Raw genomic sequence first — 16,656 nt, 5'->3', positions numbered from 1 at the left:
GCGCCGGACCGCGTGCCGCCGACGGGGCGGTGCCGGCTCCCGCGCTCCCGCCGGCTCCCGGGACGGGCCGCTCGATCGATCGGGCCGCGCCGCCCGCGCTCCCGCCGGCCGCCCGGATGGTCTCCGCCGGACCAGCGGCGCCTGCCACCGGCCGGGATCGGCGAGTGGGCATACCGGTCACACTCCAGCCAGCGACCGGGGCACCGGTACGGACTCGAGCACCTCGCGGACAGCATCCTCGGCGGTGTAACCACGCAGTTCCGCGTCCGGTGCCACCAGCAGCCGATGCGCGAGCACGGATGCGGCGAGCGCCTTGACGTCGTCCGGTGTGACGAACGTGCGCCCCGCCGCGGCGGCCCGGACCTGTGCCGCACGCAGCAGGGCAATGCTGCCGCGCGGGCTGGCGCCCAGCCGCAGCCGCGGCAGCGTGCGGGTTGCCGAGACCACGTCAACCACATACTCGTGCACGGTGTCCGCGACGTGGGTACGCGCGCTCGCGGCGACCAGCGCCAGTACCTCATCGGTGGACAGCACCGGGCTCAGGTCCTCCACCCGCATACCCGACCGGCGATTACGCAGAATCGCCACTTCGGACTGACGATCCGGATAACCCATCCGTACTCGCATGAGAAAACGGTCCAGCTGCGCCTCGGGCAACGCATACGTGCCGTCCATGTCGACCGGGTTCTGGGTGGCGACGACGAAAAACGGCAGCGGCACCGCATGGGGCTGGCCGTCAACAGTGACCCGCCCCTCCTCCATAACCTCCAGCAACGCCGACTGCGTCTTGGGCGACGCCCGGTTCACCTCATCGGCCACCACCACATGGGCGAACACCGGCCCGGGATGGAACGCGAACTCGCCGGTTCCCTGGCGGTAGACGGTCACCCCGGTGACGTCGGACGGCAGCAGATCCGGGGTGAACTGGATGCGGTGACAGGACGCGTCCAACGATGCCGCGACGCACCGGGCCAACGACGTCTTGCCCAGCCCCGGAACGTCCTCGATGAGCAGATGCCCACCGGCGAACAGACAGGTCAGCGCCAGTGAAACCGCCTCGGTCTTTCCCCGCACCACCAGTTCGACGTTGTCGACAAGAGCCTGGAAGGCGGCCGCGAAATCGAACGGGCCAGCGCCGCTGGTTGGCATCGTGGACACGACGACATCGTAGCCAGGCGCGCCGCACCAACGGCCGGGCAGTGGATACGTAACCGCTGTGGGCGGCCGGCAGCGCGCCGATACCGCCCACAGCAGGTATTCACAAACGAGCGCTTCCGGCCCTGCCGGCGGAGCACGGGCGACAGGCTGGCAGTGTGCTCGGCTTCCGCTCAGGTGCCGCTCAGGTACCGATGAAACCCTTGCTCTGGAGCCAGGTACGGGCAACCTGGGTGGGGTCCTGGCCCTTGATGTCGACGTCACCGTTGAGCTCTTGGAGAAGTCCGTCGGTCAGGGCAGGCGCGATCGCATTAATGATCTTTGCAAGGTCGGGGTGGTCCTTGTAGACGGATTCGCGGACGGTGAGCGCGGGGTTGTAGATGGGGAAGAAACGCTTGTCGTCGTTCAGGACGCTCAGGCCGAGCCCGCTGATACGCCCGTCGGTGGTGGCGGCTTCCCCGAAGTTGCAGGGATTGTTCTTGGCCACCGCACTGTAGATGGCGCCCTCAGCGATGGTGGCGAGACCGTCCTTGGGCACGGTGAAGTCGTACGCCTTCTGCAGGCCGGGCAGGCCGTCATTACGGCCGGCGAACTCGCTGGCGACGCACATGGACGCTTTTGACGGGTCGGTCCGCACGAGCCGGGAGTAGTCGGAGAGCGAGCTGACGCTGAGCTCTTTGGCGGTACTGGTCTTCACCACAATGGCGTAGGTGTTGTCAGCCGGTGCCGCGGTGAGCCAGGTGACGTGATTTTGTGCCAGGTCCTCCTGTGCGACGGCTTGGTACAGCTGAGCCGAGTCGTTGATCGGGTCGGTGTGCTTAAGATAGTTGACCCAGGCGGTCCCGGTGTATTCCCAGTACATGTCGATGCTGCCCGATGTCAGCGCGGTGCGGGTGCTGTTGCTGCCCTGTAGTCCGCACTTCTCCTGAACCGTCGCGCCGGCTGAGCGCAGGGCGAGGCTGGTGAGGTGGCAGAGGACAAGCTGCTCGGTGAACTCCTTGGACCCGACGGTGAAGGTGGCGCCCTTCAGCGAGACGCCCCGCGCGAGGCTGCCTTCCTTGACGGTACCGCCGCTGGAGCTGAAACACCCCGCGGTCACAGCGGTGAGGACCACGGCAAGGACAATGCGGATGCGGCGCGGGCGGTGGCCCGGCAGTGGGCGCATGATGCTTCTCCTTGGGGCAGATGGGTTGATGAAGGTGCGCGGGAGGAGATGTTCGCAACGAGCCGCGGCCAGGACTTTTCAGCCACGCTCACAAGGCCACGGTCCAAAGCCACGGTCTAAAGGCCACGGGGACGCAGGTGACGTTCGGCGAGGCCGACAAGCCAGTCGCTGGTCAGCGCGAGCACGGCGGTCAGGACGCTACCGGTGAGCAGGACCGGGGTCCGGTTGAGCGCGATGCCGGTGTTGATGAAATCGCCCAGGCCACCGGCGTTGGTGAACGCGGCCAGCGTCGCGCTGCCCACGTTGAGGATCACCGCGATCCGGACGCTGGCCAGAATCACGGGGACGGCCAGCGGGAGTTCCACCCGGAACAGCACGGCGGTTCTGGTCAGCCCCATCCCCCGGCCGGCGTCGATGAGCGAGCGGTCAACGCCCCGCAGGCCGACCATGGTGTTACGCAGCACCGGCAGGGCCGACACGAGTACGAGCGCGATCACCGCCTTTTGGAACCCGATACCGACAGTGACCGCGAGCAGTACCAGCACCCCCATGGAGGGGATGGCTTGGCCGATGTTGGCCAGGGCGAGCAGCGGGGCGACGAACCGGCGTAACCGTGGTCGCGTGAGCAGCACGCCGAGCGGTATCGCCAGCACGATGACCAGTGCGGTGGACACGGCGACCAGTTCGATGTGCTCGATCAGCCGCTGGGTGATGAGCTGCGGGCTGATCGATCGCCGCTCGATGTCGTCGAGGTTCTGGGCGTGCAGATAGGCCAACAGCGCCACGCACGCCGCGATGAGCACTGCCGGGGTGGCCAGCACGCCGAGCAGGCGGCGAAAGGTTGTTCGGCCGGCGGATTCCCGCGGTGCCCGTGGTGTCTCGGGCGGTTCCTGATCCGCGAGCGCGGCGATCGCGCTCATCGCCGCCCCTCTGACAGGCGGGCTGGTTCCGCGGGCGGCCGCGGCCGCGTAGCTCGGGCGGGAGACTGCCGCACAACGGATGACCAGGAGAGCGCGCCAACGGGATGTCCCTGTTCGTCGATGACGACCGCGCTGTCATCGCGGGCGTGCAGCATCGCGTCCAGCGCGTCGTGCAGGCTCTGGTCGGTCCGTACGACGGCGATGGGGATGGGGACAGGGACGGCGGGGATGGGAACGGGGAGATCGTTCCCGGCCGTCCGGGTTGCGCGACGGTCGGTGGGATGCAGCCAACGCAGCACTCCCCCGGTGTCGTCCACCAGCACAGCACGCCCGGAATCGGGCCCCCGCTCAGCGGGGGCGGCGCCGGTACGGGCATGGACGACCTCGACGGGTTCGAGCGCGATGGAGCCGACCGGTTCGAGGCGCAACCGGCGTATCGCGGCACCGGTTCCGATGAACGACCTGACGAACCCGTCGGCTGGTTCGGCCAATATTTTCGACGGTGTGTCGTACTGCACCAGGCTGGCCCGCTCGGCCAGCACGGCAATGCGGTCGCCGAGTTTGACCGCCTCACCGACGTCATGGGTGACGAGCACAATGGTCTTGCGGATCTGGGCTTGCAGGTTCAGAAACTCGTCCTGTAGCCGTTCCCGGGTGATCGGGTCGATGGCTCCGAAGGGTTCGTCCATCAGCATCGCGGGTGGGTCGGCGGCCAGGGCTCGGGCCACTCCCACGCGTTGTTGCTCGCCGCCCGAAAGCTGTTTGGGGTAGCGGCCACGGTACGCCCTGGGCTCAAGGCCGACCAGGTCAAGCAGCTCATCGACGCGGGCCCGGACGCGGCTCTTGTCCCACCTCAGGGTCCGCGGTATGAGACCGATGTTTTCGGCAATCGTCAGGTGGGGGAACAGGCCGACCTGCTGGATGACATAACCGATGCGTCGACGCAGCTGGTCGGGGTCAGCCCTGGTGACGTCCTCGCCGTTGAGGAAGATCCTGCCCGCGCTCGGCTCGATCAGCCGGTTGATCAGGCGGAGAGTGGTGGTTTTGCCGCAGCCGGAAGGACCGAGCAGCACGGCGATCTCGCCATCACGGATGTCCAGCGACAGCTCGGAAACCGCAGGCGCGGACTGGCCGGGATAGTGCTTGCTGACCCGCTCCAGCCGGATCATCACGTCGTCCGGCGGAACCGCGGTGGAGCGGTCGGTCATCGAAGGCCCCGGGAAACGGTGAGCCGGGACAGCACGACAAACAGCAGGTCCAGAAGCATGGCCAGCAACGCGACGCCGAGCGTTCCGGCGAGCGTGTCGTTGAGGGCGTTGGCCCCACCGATGCGGGCCAGCCCGGTGAAGATCAGCTCGCCCAGGCCTGGGCCGGCGACAGCGGCGGCGATCGCGGCGATGGCGACGGTCATAATCGTGGCGAGTCGTATGCCGGTAAGCACAACCGGCCAGGCCAGCGGTAAACGGATCCGCCGCAGCCGGTCCAGCCGGCCCAGCCCCATGCCACGCGCCGCGTCCTCGACCGCGCTGGGCACCGATTCCAGTCCGGTGATGGTGTTGCGCAGGATCGGGAAGATCGCGTAGAGGACCAGAGCGCTGATAGTGGGGGCGAAGCCCAACCCGAGCAGCGGAATGAGCAGACCGAACAACGCGAGGGACGGGATGGTGAGCATGGTACTGGCTATGCCGAGGGCGATCTGACTGGCCTGCGGATGGCCTTCGACGGCGGCTCCGATGCCGATCCCGACAGCGGTGGCAATGGCGACCGCGATCAGCACCACCTCGGTATGTTCCAGGAACAGCACGACTAACGTCGGCCAGCGTTGAGAGAGATAGTCGGCGAAGCTCATCAGCGTCTCCAGCTCGTTGACGGCGTGGCCGCGGGAGTCAGTTCCCGGTCCGGGCCGCGGGGTTCGGTGGACGCGTCAGCACGCCGGCCAGGAACTCATCCAGGCATTCGACGGTCTTTCTGCGGGCATGACTGTCATCAACATCCATTCCGTGGGGTCGCGGTCTTCGAGGAACTCCAGGCGCATGGGTTCACCGGCCCGCTCGCACGGTGAACCTCCCTGTGTAATGTTTGCCTACTTTACGTAGCCTCTCGTGATTTGGCAACAACATACCAAGAGCGTACGGATGCACGGAGAAGAAGCGGAACCCGCCATGAATTACGCTCCTACCAGAGATCAGTTTTCCGGAAGAGGGCCACGTCCTGGTGAGTGTGACATATACAGCGATGTTGTCCATACGGGCTGACAGTGGACGTCATGACAGGTCCGCGCCATCGTCGGGATGCCACGGCCGCCCAGTTCCCCGGCCAGTTCCCCACCGGTTCCGCGGTCAGGGCCGCACAGCCCTGGAGATCACGTCAAACGCCTTGTTGATCCGGCCTCCGCGGGCAGGCGCCGCGTGATAGATCATGAATCATGCTTGTAGCTTTCAGCGCGACACCGATCGGATTCGGCGAGGACGTCGGCGACCTGGTGGCCGAAGCCGTGCGCGTGGTCCGTGCCAGCGGCCTCCCCAACGAGACGAACGCGATGTTCACGATGATCGAAGGAGAGTGGGACGAGGTCATGACGGTCGTGCGACAGGCGGTCGACGCCGTCGCCGGGGGATCCAGACGGGTAAGCCTCGTGCTCAGGGCTGATATTCGTCCCGGTGTCACCGACGCGCTGCACAGAAAGGTCGCCTCGATCGAGCGGCGGCTTGCCGGGCCCGCGCCAGCCGGTGACCCGCGGTAGGACCCGCGGTAAGCAGCCGGCCCACCAGCCGGCACTTTCCGTTCCGCCGCTTCCCAGCGCTTCCGCCGCTTCCCGCCGTCGCGGCGGCCCCAGCCGCGACGCGACGGCGCTCCGTCGGATACCAGTCGTCGGATGCCAGTCGAGCGCACGGCTGTTGACGGGCTCGGGCTACCCGGCCACCACCTCCCGGATCTCCGCCAGGAGCCGCGCGACCTCGGTGGTGCTGCCCCGTTCCAGATGCCACCCCGCGATCTCAGTGAGTGCGCCTATTCGATCGAGCCGGACCGCCGTATCGTGGCTCTTCTGGACCGCGTCAGCCAGTACCGCCGCGATCTCGCTGACAGACTCGATCATGACGCCCTCCTGGTGACCATAAAGACGACGAAACCCCCGTACCCAGGGCTGGATCTGGTCGTGATACGGGGGCCTGCCGGAGTGGGGTGAATCGGATGTAATTTCGTCCTAAGTATACAGATGCTCGACTATGAGGCGAATGTCGGGTTGCTCGATCCCGCTCACAGGCTCAGCCAGGGGTACGGGCCGCTGCGCCCTGATCCACGCGATCCGCCGTCGCGCCCGGCCATATACAGATCTTGTAATGTGTGGATGGTGCCGGCTCGCGTCCAGTGCCGCCCTGCTGAGAGCCATGCGGTCCGGGTGTTGGTGACATGGGTATGATCATCCGTGCACGTCGGATCAATCCGGACGACGCCGAACGGCTGCGTGCCGTCCGGCTGGCGGCCCTGGCCGATGCGCCCATGTCCTTCTGGCAGACCCTGGCGGGCGAGAGCGCCCGTCCCAGTGCGGACTGGCGGGCGCACGCCTTACGCAACTCGGCAGGTGACACGCACGCGACCTTCCTGCTGGAACGGGACGACCCGGCGGGCTACGACCCGGAACGGGACGACGGTCCGATGGGCATGGTCGACGTCTACCAGCCATCGCTGGCGCCCGAGTTCCGCGAACTGGCCGCCCTGTGGGTCGCGCCGGCCATACGCGGTACAGGGGCGGCCGACACGCTCCTCGACACCGCCGTGGGCTGGGCACGAACGGCTGGCGCGATCGGCGTCCGGCTGTGGGTCGTGCCCACCAACACGGCCGCGGTGCGTATCTACACCCGCCATGGCTTCACGCTGGCCGGCGGCCCCGAACCCGACACGGACGACCCGGCGGGCAAGGTCTACGTACCGATGCTGCTCATGCTGGACAGCGATAAGAGCGCCCGAGGATAGGGCGTTCGATCAGGAGCGGCTCATCCGCGCCTGGCAACTGCTGGTAGGCGGTGGTCCGCATCCACGGCTGGAACACGGTGACGGTCGTGGTCGGTATCGGCCGGCGATCAATCGATGTCGATACCGCCGTCGATGTCGATGTCGATGCCGTCGATGCCGTCGATCTTCACCACCTTGGAGCTCCGCAGCACCTTTCCGGTCACGTCCAGCGCCCGCACCTGGAAGTACGGTCCTGGGCTGTTCGTCGCGACTGCCGTCTCAAAGCCGGACCGGCTGGCGTGTCCAACGACCACCGACAGGGAGTCGGCGTCCGGTCCGGCGAGCACCTGCCACGCTCTCGTTTCCGTCGAACCATTCCAGGAGGCGTAGACGACGTCGTGCCCGCCCTCGGCGCGCACCGCCACGCTCGGCGGGTAGTACGGAATACCGACCCACTCGTTCCGAAACGCTCGGTACGAGATGTTGGAACCCGGCATCTTCGCGTCGTAGCGCAGGCTTCGTAGGCCGTTGTTCTCGACGTTCCCCGCGGCCGCGTACTCCGAATAGTACGAGCTCTGCCCCCACCCGATGAACCTGTTGCCGTTTGCGAGCCGCTGGGTATTTCCCTGGGATGCCGAGTACAACGGTGGCGCATGATAGTAGGTCCGCACGGCTGTCGCGCTGTGGTTGCTGAAGTCAAGACCGATAATCAGGCCGTGTGACTGCTGTTCGGGTGCGCCGCCCGGCTGGTTGCAACAGCCGTCGTCGAACATACTGATCCTGTTTCCCGGCAGAAATCGCGCGTCGTGCTGCCAATAAAAATCCGCGTCAGGACCGAAGGTGAAATCATTATTCCGGCCGCCGAGCTGCCAGTTGATCGCCCCGGTGCTCCGGGCAACGTCATAGATCGCCCACATATTTCGAGCGGAGATCAACAGCTGGTCTCCGGCGCCCTCGTCGATCGAGTTCACGTGGTAAGGATCCCACACCCCGCCGGATGACGAGGTATCAGCGGCCGACACCTCGGAGTCCGCCAGGTTCACGTGCTCCAGCATATCCCACGAAAAGACGAGCTTCCCCGTTGCGAGATCGACCTCCTGAACCTGGCTGTCCAGGACGGCCCCGTCCTTCGAGCCCCCATAGGGACGGAGGTCCATCGGCACTGGTTTAGACGCGAGAAACAGCGCGGTCCCCCGGCTGGTCAGGAGAAATTCGTGTTCGTCCGCGTTGAAACCGTTTCGGGCCGAGACCGTCTTGACCAGGCGATAGTTGGTGTCGTAAATGTAGTAGCATCCGCCTGGCTCGGGCGCGCCGCCCGGCAGATTCGTGTAGGTCGGCGGAATGGCGATGGATCCCTGCCACCAGGTCAGCACCGGCTGAGTCTTTCCAGTGTGTGAGTTGCGATAGGTCTGAACCTTGATGTCGGCGTTCTGGAGGGCCGTGGACGGCAGCGGACGGAACCAGACCGGATCGCCGGAGTTGTCGACTGTCAGTGCCCCGGTCTGGCCGACCACCTGGCCAAGGCTGTAGGGACCGACAAAGATGTGCCCAGGGGCCGTGCCCGGCTGCCGCGCGGTCACGGTAACCCGCATGGGATGCAGGTCCGGCTCGGACACAAAGCTCCACACGTCACTGCCTGACGTGATCGGCGCCGGCGTGCTCGGTGTGCCAAAATCTCCCGACGGCGGGGCGGGTTCCGTCGCGCACAGGCGAGACGAGTCCGGTTGCCAGTTCGCCGCGGCCGGAGACACCCCGCCCCCGACGACAAACCCAACAGCAAGCACACCGGCACCCAGGCCGCCCATCCCTCTTCTTGCGCCGCGCGCCCACAGCTTTCGTACCGCCATTGCCGACCTCCCTTGGCACCGGACGCCGCTGTCCGATTGAGGTACCCGAGCCCTTGGCACGGCTATCATCCCGATACCGTTTACGCGCACCGGTTCTGTTGCCCCACAGCATTGCGGAACGCCAGCAAGAATAGGCCCAAGCAAGTTTCTGCCGCCGCCGACACGCCGGCCAGCCGGCCGGTCCGGCTGGCCGGCAACCGTAACGGGACAGCGCCGGCGAGCCGCCCGCCCGGTCACCGTTACCGACAAAGTCAGGGCTGTCGGCTCACGAAATGCATTGCCCGGAATGGGCGTACCCAGCATGCTGGAAGAGGCGCTTCATGGAAAACACGCGTCAGCGCGGCACAGCGCCACATGTGCGCAGTTGGCCACGAGGACCGGGATCTCGACCAGCGGATTACCTGCCAGCTGGCTTTGGAGCGACCGACAGCAGGGGACGCGGCAGCACGGGGTTGGTCAGACAATTCGGCGGCTGCCTGGGCCGGGCCGTCCCATGTGCGCATCGACCGCTGTCAGGCTGTGCAGAGAACTTCGCCGTGCAGGATCGAGAACCAGCCGTCCTCGGCCGCCGCCCAGTTCAGCCACGCGCACGAGATGCGCTGGAGGTCACGCTGGTCGGCCATCCCGGTTGCCACCAACTGCTGGGCGAGAGCGGAATTCAGGATCCGGTCGGCCCACATTTCACCCCACCAAGCCCGATCCTGACAGGAGGAGAAGCACCAGGTGCTCGAGGTCGCGGTGATGGCGGCGAAGCCGGCCCGGCGTGCCCAGGACAGCAGCCTGCGCCCGGCGTCGGGTTCACCGCCATTCGCGTATGCCGCACGGTGGTAGAGCGCCAGCCATTCGTCGAGCTCCGCGATGGCCGGATACCAGGTGAAGGCGGCGTAGTCACTGTCGCGCGCGGCGACCATGCCACCGGGCTTGCAGACCCGGCGCATCTCCCGGAGCGCCTGTACCGGATCGCCGACATGTTGCAGTACCTGGTGGGCGTGGACCACATCGAAACAGCCATCGGGAAAGTCCAGTGCCTGGACATCGCCGACCACGAAGCTGATATTGCCCTGGCCTCGCACCCGTGCCTGCGTACGGGCGAGCTCAACGGCCGCTTCGGTGACCTCGACAGCCGTCACCCGCCCCGGAGCGATCCGGCCGGCCAGGTCAACAGTGATCGTTCCAGGGCCGCACCCGACATCGAGCAGGGCCATTCCCGGCCTCAGGTGCGGCAGCAGATATCCCGCGGAGTTCTCCGCGGTCCTCCAGCGGTGCGATCGCAACACCGATTCGTGATGCCCGTGCGTGTAGATCGCACGCTGCCCACCAGCTTGTACTCCCTCATCGGCGTCCACCCGTTGACCGTAGCATCATGTTCTACCATTCGAGATGATCATCTCACTATATAAGATCGATCACCTCAGAAACTACCCACCGGCAGCTGCGGATGTTTCGCCGACATCGGCGGGGCGTTCCCTTCGCTCCGGCCTTGCACCCCAAGTCGATCTCCGCACAGTTCGGATCTTGAGAACGCCCGCTCATGTTCCGTGCGGTGCCAGCGCATCCTCCGATCCTCCACGCGCGATGCGCACGCTGGCGTCAGCCGCTGGCGTCGTCCAGTTCGGCAGGCAGTTCGGCAGGCAGTTCGACGGGCAGGCGCCGTCGGGCTCGCTGCCTGACCTCGTCCGCGAGCGTGTCGGCGACGAGCAGCCGGGGCAGCAGCCCCGGCTCCGTGGTGAGCGCCCGGAAGACAAGCCCGACCGTGACATCGTGATCGGGCCGGCCCATGACCGTCACCGGGTCGCCGGTCTGGATCATCCCTGCCTCAATGACGCGCAGGTAGGCCCCGGGGACCGCCCGGTCGGTGAAGGTCCTGACCCAGCCCTGTTCACCGAGCCATCCGGCGAACGTCCGGCAGGGAATGCGGGGGTTCGTGACCTCCAGCACGACATGCTCGCCGACCCGCCAGCGTTCCCCGATCAGCGCGGCTGTGATGTCGATTCCCACAGTGGTCAGGTTCTCCCCGAACACCCCGCATGGCAGCGGCCGGCCCAGCTCCACCGACCAGGTGTCCAAATCCTCCCGCGCGTACGCGTAAACAGCCTGGTCGTCCCCGCCGTGATGCCTCAGGTCGCAGACCCGGTCACCGACCAGCCCACTCCCGCCGACGCCTTTGGGACCAGGAGCACGCACCTCGACAGCGGCGCTGACCGGCCTTTTGTCAATACCGGTCATACCGATTTCCGAGTACTCGGTACGGCTGGCGGCCCCAAGATTCACTGACAGCAGAGAAATCATAATCAAACAGTTCTCGGACGCACCGCGGGCTCCCCCTCACGACATCGCCAGCCATGATAACGGACGGCTGTTATCGCCGTGGCTCCCACCGGAAGTGACGGACCGCGAACATCGAGGCGACGACGAACCAGATTGCCATGATGCCGATGTCACCCCAGGCGAAACCGTTGCCGGGTCCGTGGGGCAGCCGCGGGTCGAACGCGGCGAAGATGGTCTGGACCAGCGGCCGGACAGGGAACACGCTGGCGATGTGGGAGATGGTGGAGCCGGGCCTGACCGGGAAAAAGACCCCCGACAGGAAGAGGATCGGAAACATCACGAGATTGATGACCGCGGGGGCGGCGTCCGCGTTCGGCACCATCGCGGCCACGGCGACACCACAGGCGCAGAACGTCGCCGCCCCCACCACGAGCGCCACCAGCAGCGCAACGTAGTGACCCGGAAACGTCACGCCATAGAAGAGCACGCCGAACAGTGCCGTCAGGACCACCAGCAGGATCGCCACCAGAAGCTGGTTGAGCAGCAGACCCGCAAGAAAGTCCCGGGCCCGCAACGGCGTGCCGCGCTCCCGCTTCAGCAGACCCGAATCGCGGCGGATCGCCAGCTTCAACGCCACGTTCATGAAACAGGCGGCGATCACACCATAGGCGATGATGCCCGGGATGAAGTACTGGTTGTAGTTCAGCCCACCGAAGAAATCGATCGTGGTCCCGGTGTTCAGCGACGCGAAGATCACAAGAAACATCAGCGGGAAGGCGAAGGTGAAGAACGCCGACGCCGGATTACGCCAGAAGGTCAGCTGTTCGAACCGCGCCTGATGGACGATCAGCCGCACCTCACCGCCCAGCCCGCCGCCCGCCCGCCCGCTCGGCCCGCGCCTCGCTTCGGTCACCCCGTCCCCCTCACGGCTGCCGTGCCCGACATGGCTGTGGCGTCGGCGCCGCCGTCAACGCCTGCGTCCGCATCTGCGCCTGCGCCGGTCAGTTGCAGGTAGACGTCCTCCAGGCTGGGACGGGTCACGGCCAGCCCAGGCAGTTCGTACCCGCGGTCGACGGCCCAACCGGTCAGGACGTGCAGCGTGCGGGTGGGTTCGCCGGTCTCGATCAGCACCTGCTCGCCGGTGACGGTGGCCGCCATCGGCAGGTCCGCCGCGCGTACCCCCGGCGGTGCGGTGAACGTGATGTGCGCGGCGGCGGTGTCCCGCCCGCCGAGGGAGTCCGGCGGGCCCTCGGCCACGATCCGGCCAGCCGCCATCACCGCGACCCGGTCGGCCAGTTGCTGCGCTTCCTCCATGTAATGGGTGGTGAGCAGGATCGTCGTGCCGAGATCACGCAGCGACCGGACAAGATCCCACGCCCCGCGCCGGGCTGACGGGTCGAATCCGGTCGTGGGCTCGTCGAGGAACAACAGACGGGGCCGCCCGACGATGCCGAGCGCCAGATCGAGCCGCCGCTGCTGCCCGCCGGACAACTTCGCGACCCGCACCTTCGCCTTCTCCGTCAACCCGACCAACGTGAGGACCTCGTCGGTGCGGCGAGGATCGGGGTAGTAGAACCGCCGCCGCTCCACCGTCTCGGCGACGGTGAGGTAGGGATCGACGGCAATATCCTGCAGGACGATGCCGATCCGCCGCCGGAGGTCGAGCGCGGTCGCCCTGTCCGCCGGGTCGTAACCGAGAACGCGGACCTCACCGGCGGCGGCAACCCGGTAGCCCTCCAGAACCTCCAGCGTCGAGGTCTTGCCGGCGCCGTTCGGCCCGAGCAGCGCGAACACCTCCCCGTGGGCGACGGTGAAGTCGATCCCGCGGACGGCCTCCAGCACGCCCACCCGCGGGCCGCGCTCGTCCAGCCGCCCGTTGCCATGCGCTGGCTGCCCGCCACGCCTGGGCTTCACCCGTCGCGACCCAGGCCGCGTCACCTGGAGCCCAGCCGGCCGAAGCTCATAGGTCTGCCTGAGCCCCCGGACGTCGATGGCGCTCCCCGCCTCCGCGCCGGCCGGTTCTGTCACCGTGAGGGATGACCTCATGCCCGGCAGGGTCTCATACGGAAGACATCGCCATCGCCGACAGGACGCCTTCGCGACACACCGTCCGCATCCAGCGGACACGTGATCCTGCTACTGTATAGCGCTCATTCAATCACTACCTGTTATCACACCGGGAACGGCCCTGCGCGGCCGGGTTTCAGGGAGCACCCGCCCGCCGGAAGCAACACGATGATCACAATGGGCTACGCGCCTGACACGCCCCACGACCAGGCCAGGCGCGGATTGTGACATTCTTGACCTATGGGTGACGGGGGTAACGCAACTGATACAACACAACCCGCTGACGGTGCCGACTACGACTTCTTCGTCAGCTACACCGGCGTGGACGCCGCCTGGGCGGAGTGGATCGCCTGGCAGCTGGAGGGGCGGGTACGTTTCGGTGAACGCTCCGCCCGGGTGTTCGTGCAGAAATGGGACCTGGTGCCGGGCACGAACTGGGCGGCCGGCATGCACCGCACGCTGCCGGCGTCGGCCCGGGTGGTGCCCGTCCTGTCCCCCGTGTATCTGGCCGACTCCCGGTACGGCAACGCCGAGTGGCTGACGATCTGGCCGGATGACCCCGAGGGGCTCGAACGCCGGGTCGTACCGGTCCGGGTCGCGGAGTGCCAGCCCGAGGGCCTGCTGCGCTCAACCACCTACATCGATCTGGTCGGCCGCGACGAGACGGCCGCCGCCGACACGCTGCTCGCGGGGATCACCGCGTCCGTCGAAGGCCGGGCCAAGCCCACCGTGGCCCCGCTGTTCCCCGGCCCGGACGGCCCTGCGAGGCACGCCGCACTACCGCCGCGACGATGGCCAGGGCCGGCCACCGCGCTCCCGCGGCACCCGACCACCACGGCGATGGCTGGACCGGTGCCCGCCGCTGACGCCAGCACCGCCACGGCCAGCACCGTCGCTGTCGCTTCGAGTGGCACCCGGGGCGGCGGCACCGAGCCGGCCGTCACGGTGCTGCACATCTCCGACACCCAGTTCGGGGCGCATCACGCCGGGCTCACCGAGGCGGACCGTGCCCACTCATCGCTGTTCGGCCGTTTGCACGACGACCTGCGGGACCGGGCCGAGGTCGACGGCCTGCGGCCGGACCTCGTCGTGGTCACCGGCGACCTGGCCGAGACCGGCGACGAGGGCGAGTTCGACCAGGCGTACGACTTTCTCGTCGCGCTGACGGAGAACCTCGGCCTCAAGCGGAACCAGGTCATGGTTATTCCTGGCAACCACGACGTCAACCGGCTGCTCTGCCAGTCCCACTTTCTGCACGAACAGGCGTTCAAGCGGACTCCGGAACCGCCGTACTGGCCGAAGTGGAGGTGTTTCAACGACCTGCTCCGGCGGTTCTACGGCGCCGACACCGAGATCGGCTTCCAGGTCGGCACGGAGTGGTCGCTGTTCGAGGTCCCCGACCGTAACGTGGTCGTGGCCGGGCTGAACTCGACGATGGCGGAGTCACACGAGGAGCATTACGGCTGGCTCGGTGAGGGCCAGCTCCGTGCCGTCGCCGAGGTGTTGTGCCGTTACGAGCGGGACGGCTGGCTGCGGATCGGCGCGGTGCACCACAACCCGATCCGGGGCGCCACCTCCGATGACGAGAACCTGCGTGACGCCGACGACCTGGACCGCATCCTCGGCCCGCATCTGAACCTGCTGCTGCACGGCCACGCTCACGACGGCCGGGCGAACTGGCTGTCCGGGCTCCCGGTCGTCGCCACCGGCAGCGCGGCCGAGGTGCCGAACCAGTACCAGCTGCTCCGCATCGACCGGGACGGGTTCACCCGCTATGCCCGCCGCTACGAGCCGGACCAGAAACGGTGGACGGGTGACCTGCGGGTCGACCCGGCCGGCAGCTCCTGGTCGGTGCGCGCACCGCACGCGTTCCGGTCGGTCTACGCGGCCTTTCCGCCCCCCGCCGAAACCTGGAACGACGACGAGGAGGGCGAACCAGGCCAGCACACACCTGGCCGCCATCGGCACGAGCCGTACGACCGGAACCCATACGGTCAGCACCCGTACGACCGGGACGCGGACGGCGATCCGCTGTACGGCGACGAACCACCCGGGCAGCCGCGGCGGCGACCACCGGACACGCTGGACGAGGTCGCTGAGGTGGCCCGCCTGCACCACCCGGCCGCGAAGGTCAAACGGATCGACGCGGTCGGCGAGCTACCCGCCCACCTGCGTGTTTGGCGCGCCGAGGGCCGCTTCGCAGAGCAGCGGGTCGTCGGCCTGGTCGACGGCACCGCCGACGAGGCTGCGGTCGAGGAGTTCGCGTGGACGGTCCGGGCCAAGTACCTGGCCGCTTTCCCAGGCCTGATAACCGAACTCGTCTACACCGGCGGGACACAGGCCGCCCAGCCGCTCGTCGCGCACGCCGAGCGGCTGGGCGTGCAGCTGCTGAGCATGCCCGAGTACCAGGGTGTGCTGGACCTGCGCGGCTACGTCGGCCGGCAGAGCGACCGGCTGCGCACCGACCGGGACTACCCACCCGAGCTGTACGTACCGCAGCGCATCCGGCGGGTCGGCCGCACCGCTGCCGCGGTGCCCGGCCCCGCACTTGATCAGATCGTCGAATGGCTGACCACCGACGAGGCCCGGTTCATCCTCGTGCTCGGCGACTCCGGGCACGGCAAGACCTTCCTGACCCACGAGCTCGCCCTGGCGTTACCCCACCACCTGCCGCACGTCGACCCGATGCTGATCGAGCTGCGGCACCTGGAGAAGTCCCTCGAGATCGACCGGCTCGTCGCCCAGCACCTGGTGGACTCCCAGATCCGCCGGCCCGACCTGGACGCGTTTCGCTACATGCTGGCGCAGGGCCGGTTAATACTGATTTTTGATGGTTTCGACGAACTCGCGGCCCGCGTCACCTACGAGCGCGCGAGCGCGCACCTCGATACCCTGCTCGCCGCCCTCGACAATCAAGCGAAGATCGTCGTAACAAGCCGGGCCGAGTTCTTCCTCACCGACGACGAGGTATTGAAAAAGACCGGTAAGAAGGTCGAGCGGACGTTCGGCCGGTTCATCGTCCGGCTGGAGGAGTTCACCCCCACACAGATTCATGATTTTCTGGTTGGCCGGTTCACCCGCACACTGGCTGTGAGGTTTCCCGACCCGGCTGCCCGCGCCGCGGAGGCGGAGCGGCGGGCGTCGACCCGCCTGCAGCTGATCGAAAACGTGCGAGACCTGCCCGATCTGGCACGTAACCCGCGGCTGCTGACGTTCATCGCCGAGCTGGACGAGAAGCGGTTAGACGCGGCGCGCCAGCGCGGTGGCACGGTGACCGCAG

Annotated in this window: 14 protein-coding genes; 3 read left to right on the top strand and 11 right to left on the bottom strand. The window is 67.3% G+C overall.

Annotated elements, in window-relative coordinates; all coding sequences use genetic code 11:
- Positions 1–177: 177 nt before the first annotated feature.
- The 5 genes from MJ777_RS18030 to MJ777_RS18010 form a co-directional block, all read right to left on the bottom strand.
- Positions 178–1,149, bottom strand: coding sequence for a MoxR family ATPase (locus tag MJ777_RS18030; RefSeq protein WP_239377240.1), 972 nt, complete (start codon positions 1,147–1,149; stop codon positions 178–180).
- Positions 1,150–1,339: 190 nt separating this feature from the next.
- Positions 1,340–2,320: a glycine betaine ABC transporter substrate-binding protein gene (locus MJ777_RS18025; RefSeq protein WP_239310952.1), complete on the bottom strand. Its 981-nt coding sequence runs from the start codon at positions 2,318–2,320 to the stop codon at positions 1,340–1,342.
- 116 nt (positions 2,321–2,436) lie between these two features.
- Complete coding sequence (locus tag MJ777_RS18020) at positions 2,437–3,240, bottom strand: ABC transporter permease (RefSeq protein ID WP_239377239.1); 804 nt, start codon at positions 3,238–3,240, stop codon at positions 2,437–2,439.
- On the bottom strand, positions 3,237–4,448 hold the full coding sequence (locus tag MJ777_RS18015) for an ABC transporter ATP-binding protein (protein ID WP_239377238.1): 1,212 nt from the start codon (positions 4,446–4,448) through the stop codon (positions 3,237–3,239). The genes MJ777_RS18020 and MJ777_RS18015 overlap by 4 nt, the downstream gene beginning before the upstream one ends.
- Positions 4,445–5,089 carry an ABC transporter permease gene (locus MJ777_RS18010; protein ID WP_239310955.1) on the bottom strand — a complete coding sequence of 215 codons (645 nt, stop codon included), beginning with the start codon at positions 5,087–5,089 and terminating at the stop codon, positions 4,445–4,447. The genes MJ777_RS18015 and MJ777_RS18010 overlap by 4 nt, the downstream gene beginning before the upstream one ends.
- Before the next feature lie 576 nt (positions 5,090–5,665).
- Between MJ777_RS18010 and MJ777_RS18005 the strand changes: the two genes are divergently transcribed.
- Entirely contained in the window at positions 5,666–5,983 is a 318-nt protein-coding gene (locus MJ777_RS18005; protein WP_239377237.1) for an MTH1187 family thiamine-binding protein, read from the top strand.
- A gap of 168 nt (positions 5,984–6,151) precedes the next feature.
- Here MJ777_RS18005 and MJ777_RS18000 read toward each other — a convergent pair whose 3' ends face one another.
- Entirely contained in the window at positions 6,152–6,337 is a 186-nt protein-coding gene (locus MJ777_RS18000) for a hypothetical protein (RefSeq protein ID WP_239310957.1), read from the bottom strand.
- A 320-nt stretch (positions 6,338–6,657) separates the two neighbouring features.
- On the opposite strand from MJ777_RS18000, the gene MJ777_RS17995 reads away from it, so the two are divergent.
- Positions 6,658–7,215, top strand: a complete 558-nt coding sequence (locus MJ777_RS17995; protein WP_239377236.1) for a GNAT family N-acetyltransferase — start codon at positions 6,658–6,660, stop codon at positions 7,213–7,215.
- Positions 7,216–7,322: 107 nt separating this feature from the next.
- On the opposite strand, the gene MJ777_RS17990 is transcribed toward MJ777_RS17995, so the two are convergent.
- The 5 genes from MJ777_RS17990 to MJ777_RS17970 form a co-directional block, all read right to left on the bottom strand.
- The gene (locus MJ777_RS17990; protein WP_239377235.1) at positions 7,323–8,999 is read right to left on the bottom strand and encodes an arylsulfotransferase family protein; all 1,677 of its coding nucleotides are present in this window, start codon (positions 8,997–8,999) and stop codon (positions 7,323–7,325) included.
- A 554-nt stretch (positions 9,000–9,553) separates the two neighbouring features.
- The gene (locus MJ777_RS17985; RefSeq protein WP_370652762.1) at positions 9,554–10,345 is read right to left on the bottom strand and encodes a class I SAM-dependent methyltransferase; all 792 of its coding nucleotides are present in this window, start codon (positions 10,343–10,345) and stop codon (positions 9,554–9,556) included.
- A 286-nt stretch (positions 10,346–10,631) separates the two neighbouring features.
- Entirely contained in the window at positions 10,632–11,330 is a 699-nt protein-coding gene (locus tag MJ777_RS17980) for an MOSC domain-containing protein (protein WP_370652761.1), read from the bottom strand.
- A 70-nt stretch (positions 11,331–11,400) separates the two neighbouring features.
- Positions 11,401–12,222 carry an ABC transporter permease gene (locus tag MJ777_RS17975; RefSeq protein WP_239310962.1) on the bottom strand — a complete coding sequence of 274 codons (822 nt, stop codon included), beginning with the start codon at positions 12,220–12,222 and terminating at the stop codon, positions 11,401–11,403.
- The gene (locus MJ777_RS17970) at positions 12,219–13,355 is read right to left on the bottom strand and encodes an ABC transporter ATP-binding protein (protein ID WP_239346229.1); all 1,137 of its coding nucleotides are present in this window, start codon (positions 13,353–13,355) and stop codon (positions 12,219–12,221) included. The genes MJ777_RS17975 and MJ777_RS17970 overlap by 4 nt, the downstream gene beginning before the upstream one ends.
- A 261-nt stretch (positions 13,356–13,616) precedes the next feature.
- Between MJ777_RS17970 and MJ777_RS17965 the strand changes: the two genes are divergently transcribed.
- Positions 13,617–16,656, top strand: a 3,040-nt coding sequence (locus tag MJ777_RS17965) for a TIR domain-containing protein (RefSeq protein WP_239377232.1), incomplete at its 3' end; no start/stop codon positions are given.

Origin of the sequence: Protofrankia sp. Cj5 (genome assembly GCF_917627405.1) — a bacterium.
GTDB lineage: Bacteria > Actinomycetota > Actinomycetes > Frankiales > Frankiaceae > Protofrankia.
Note: the sequence above shows the minus strand (reverse complement) of the source record. Positions and strands in the feature narration are given on the sequence as shown.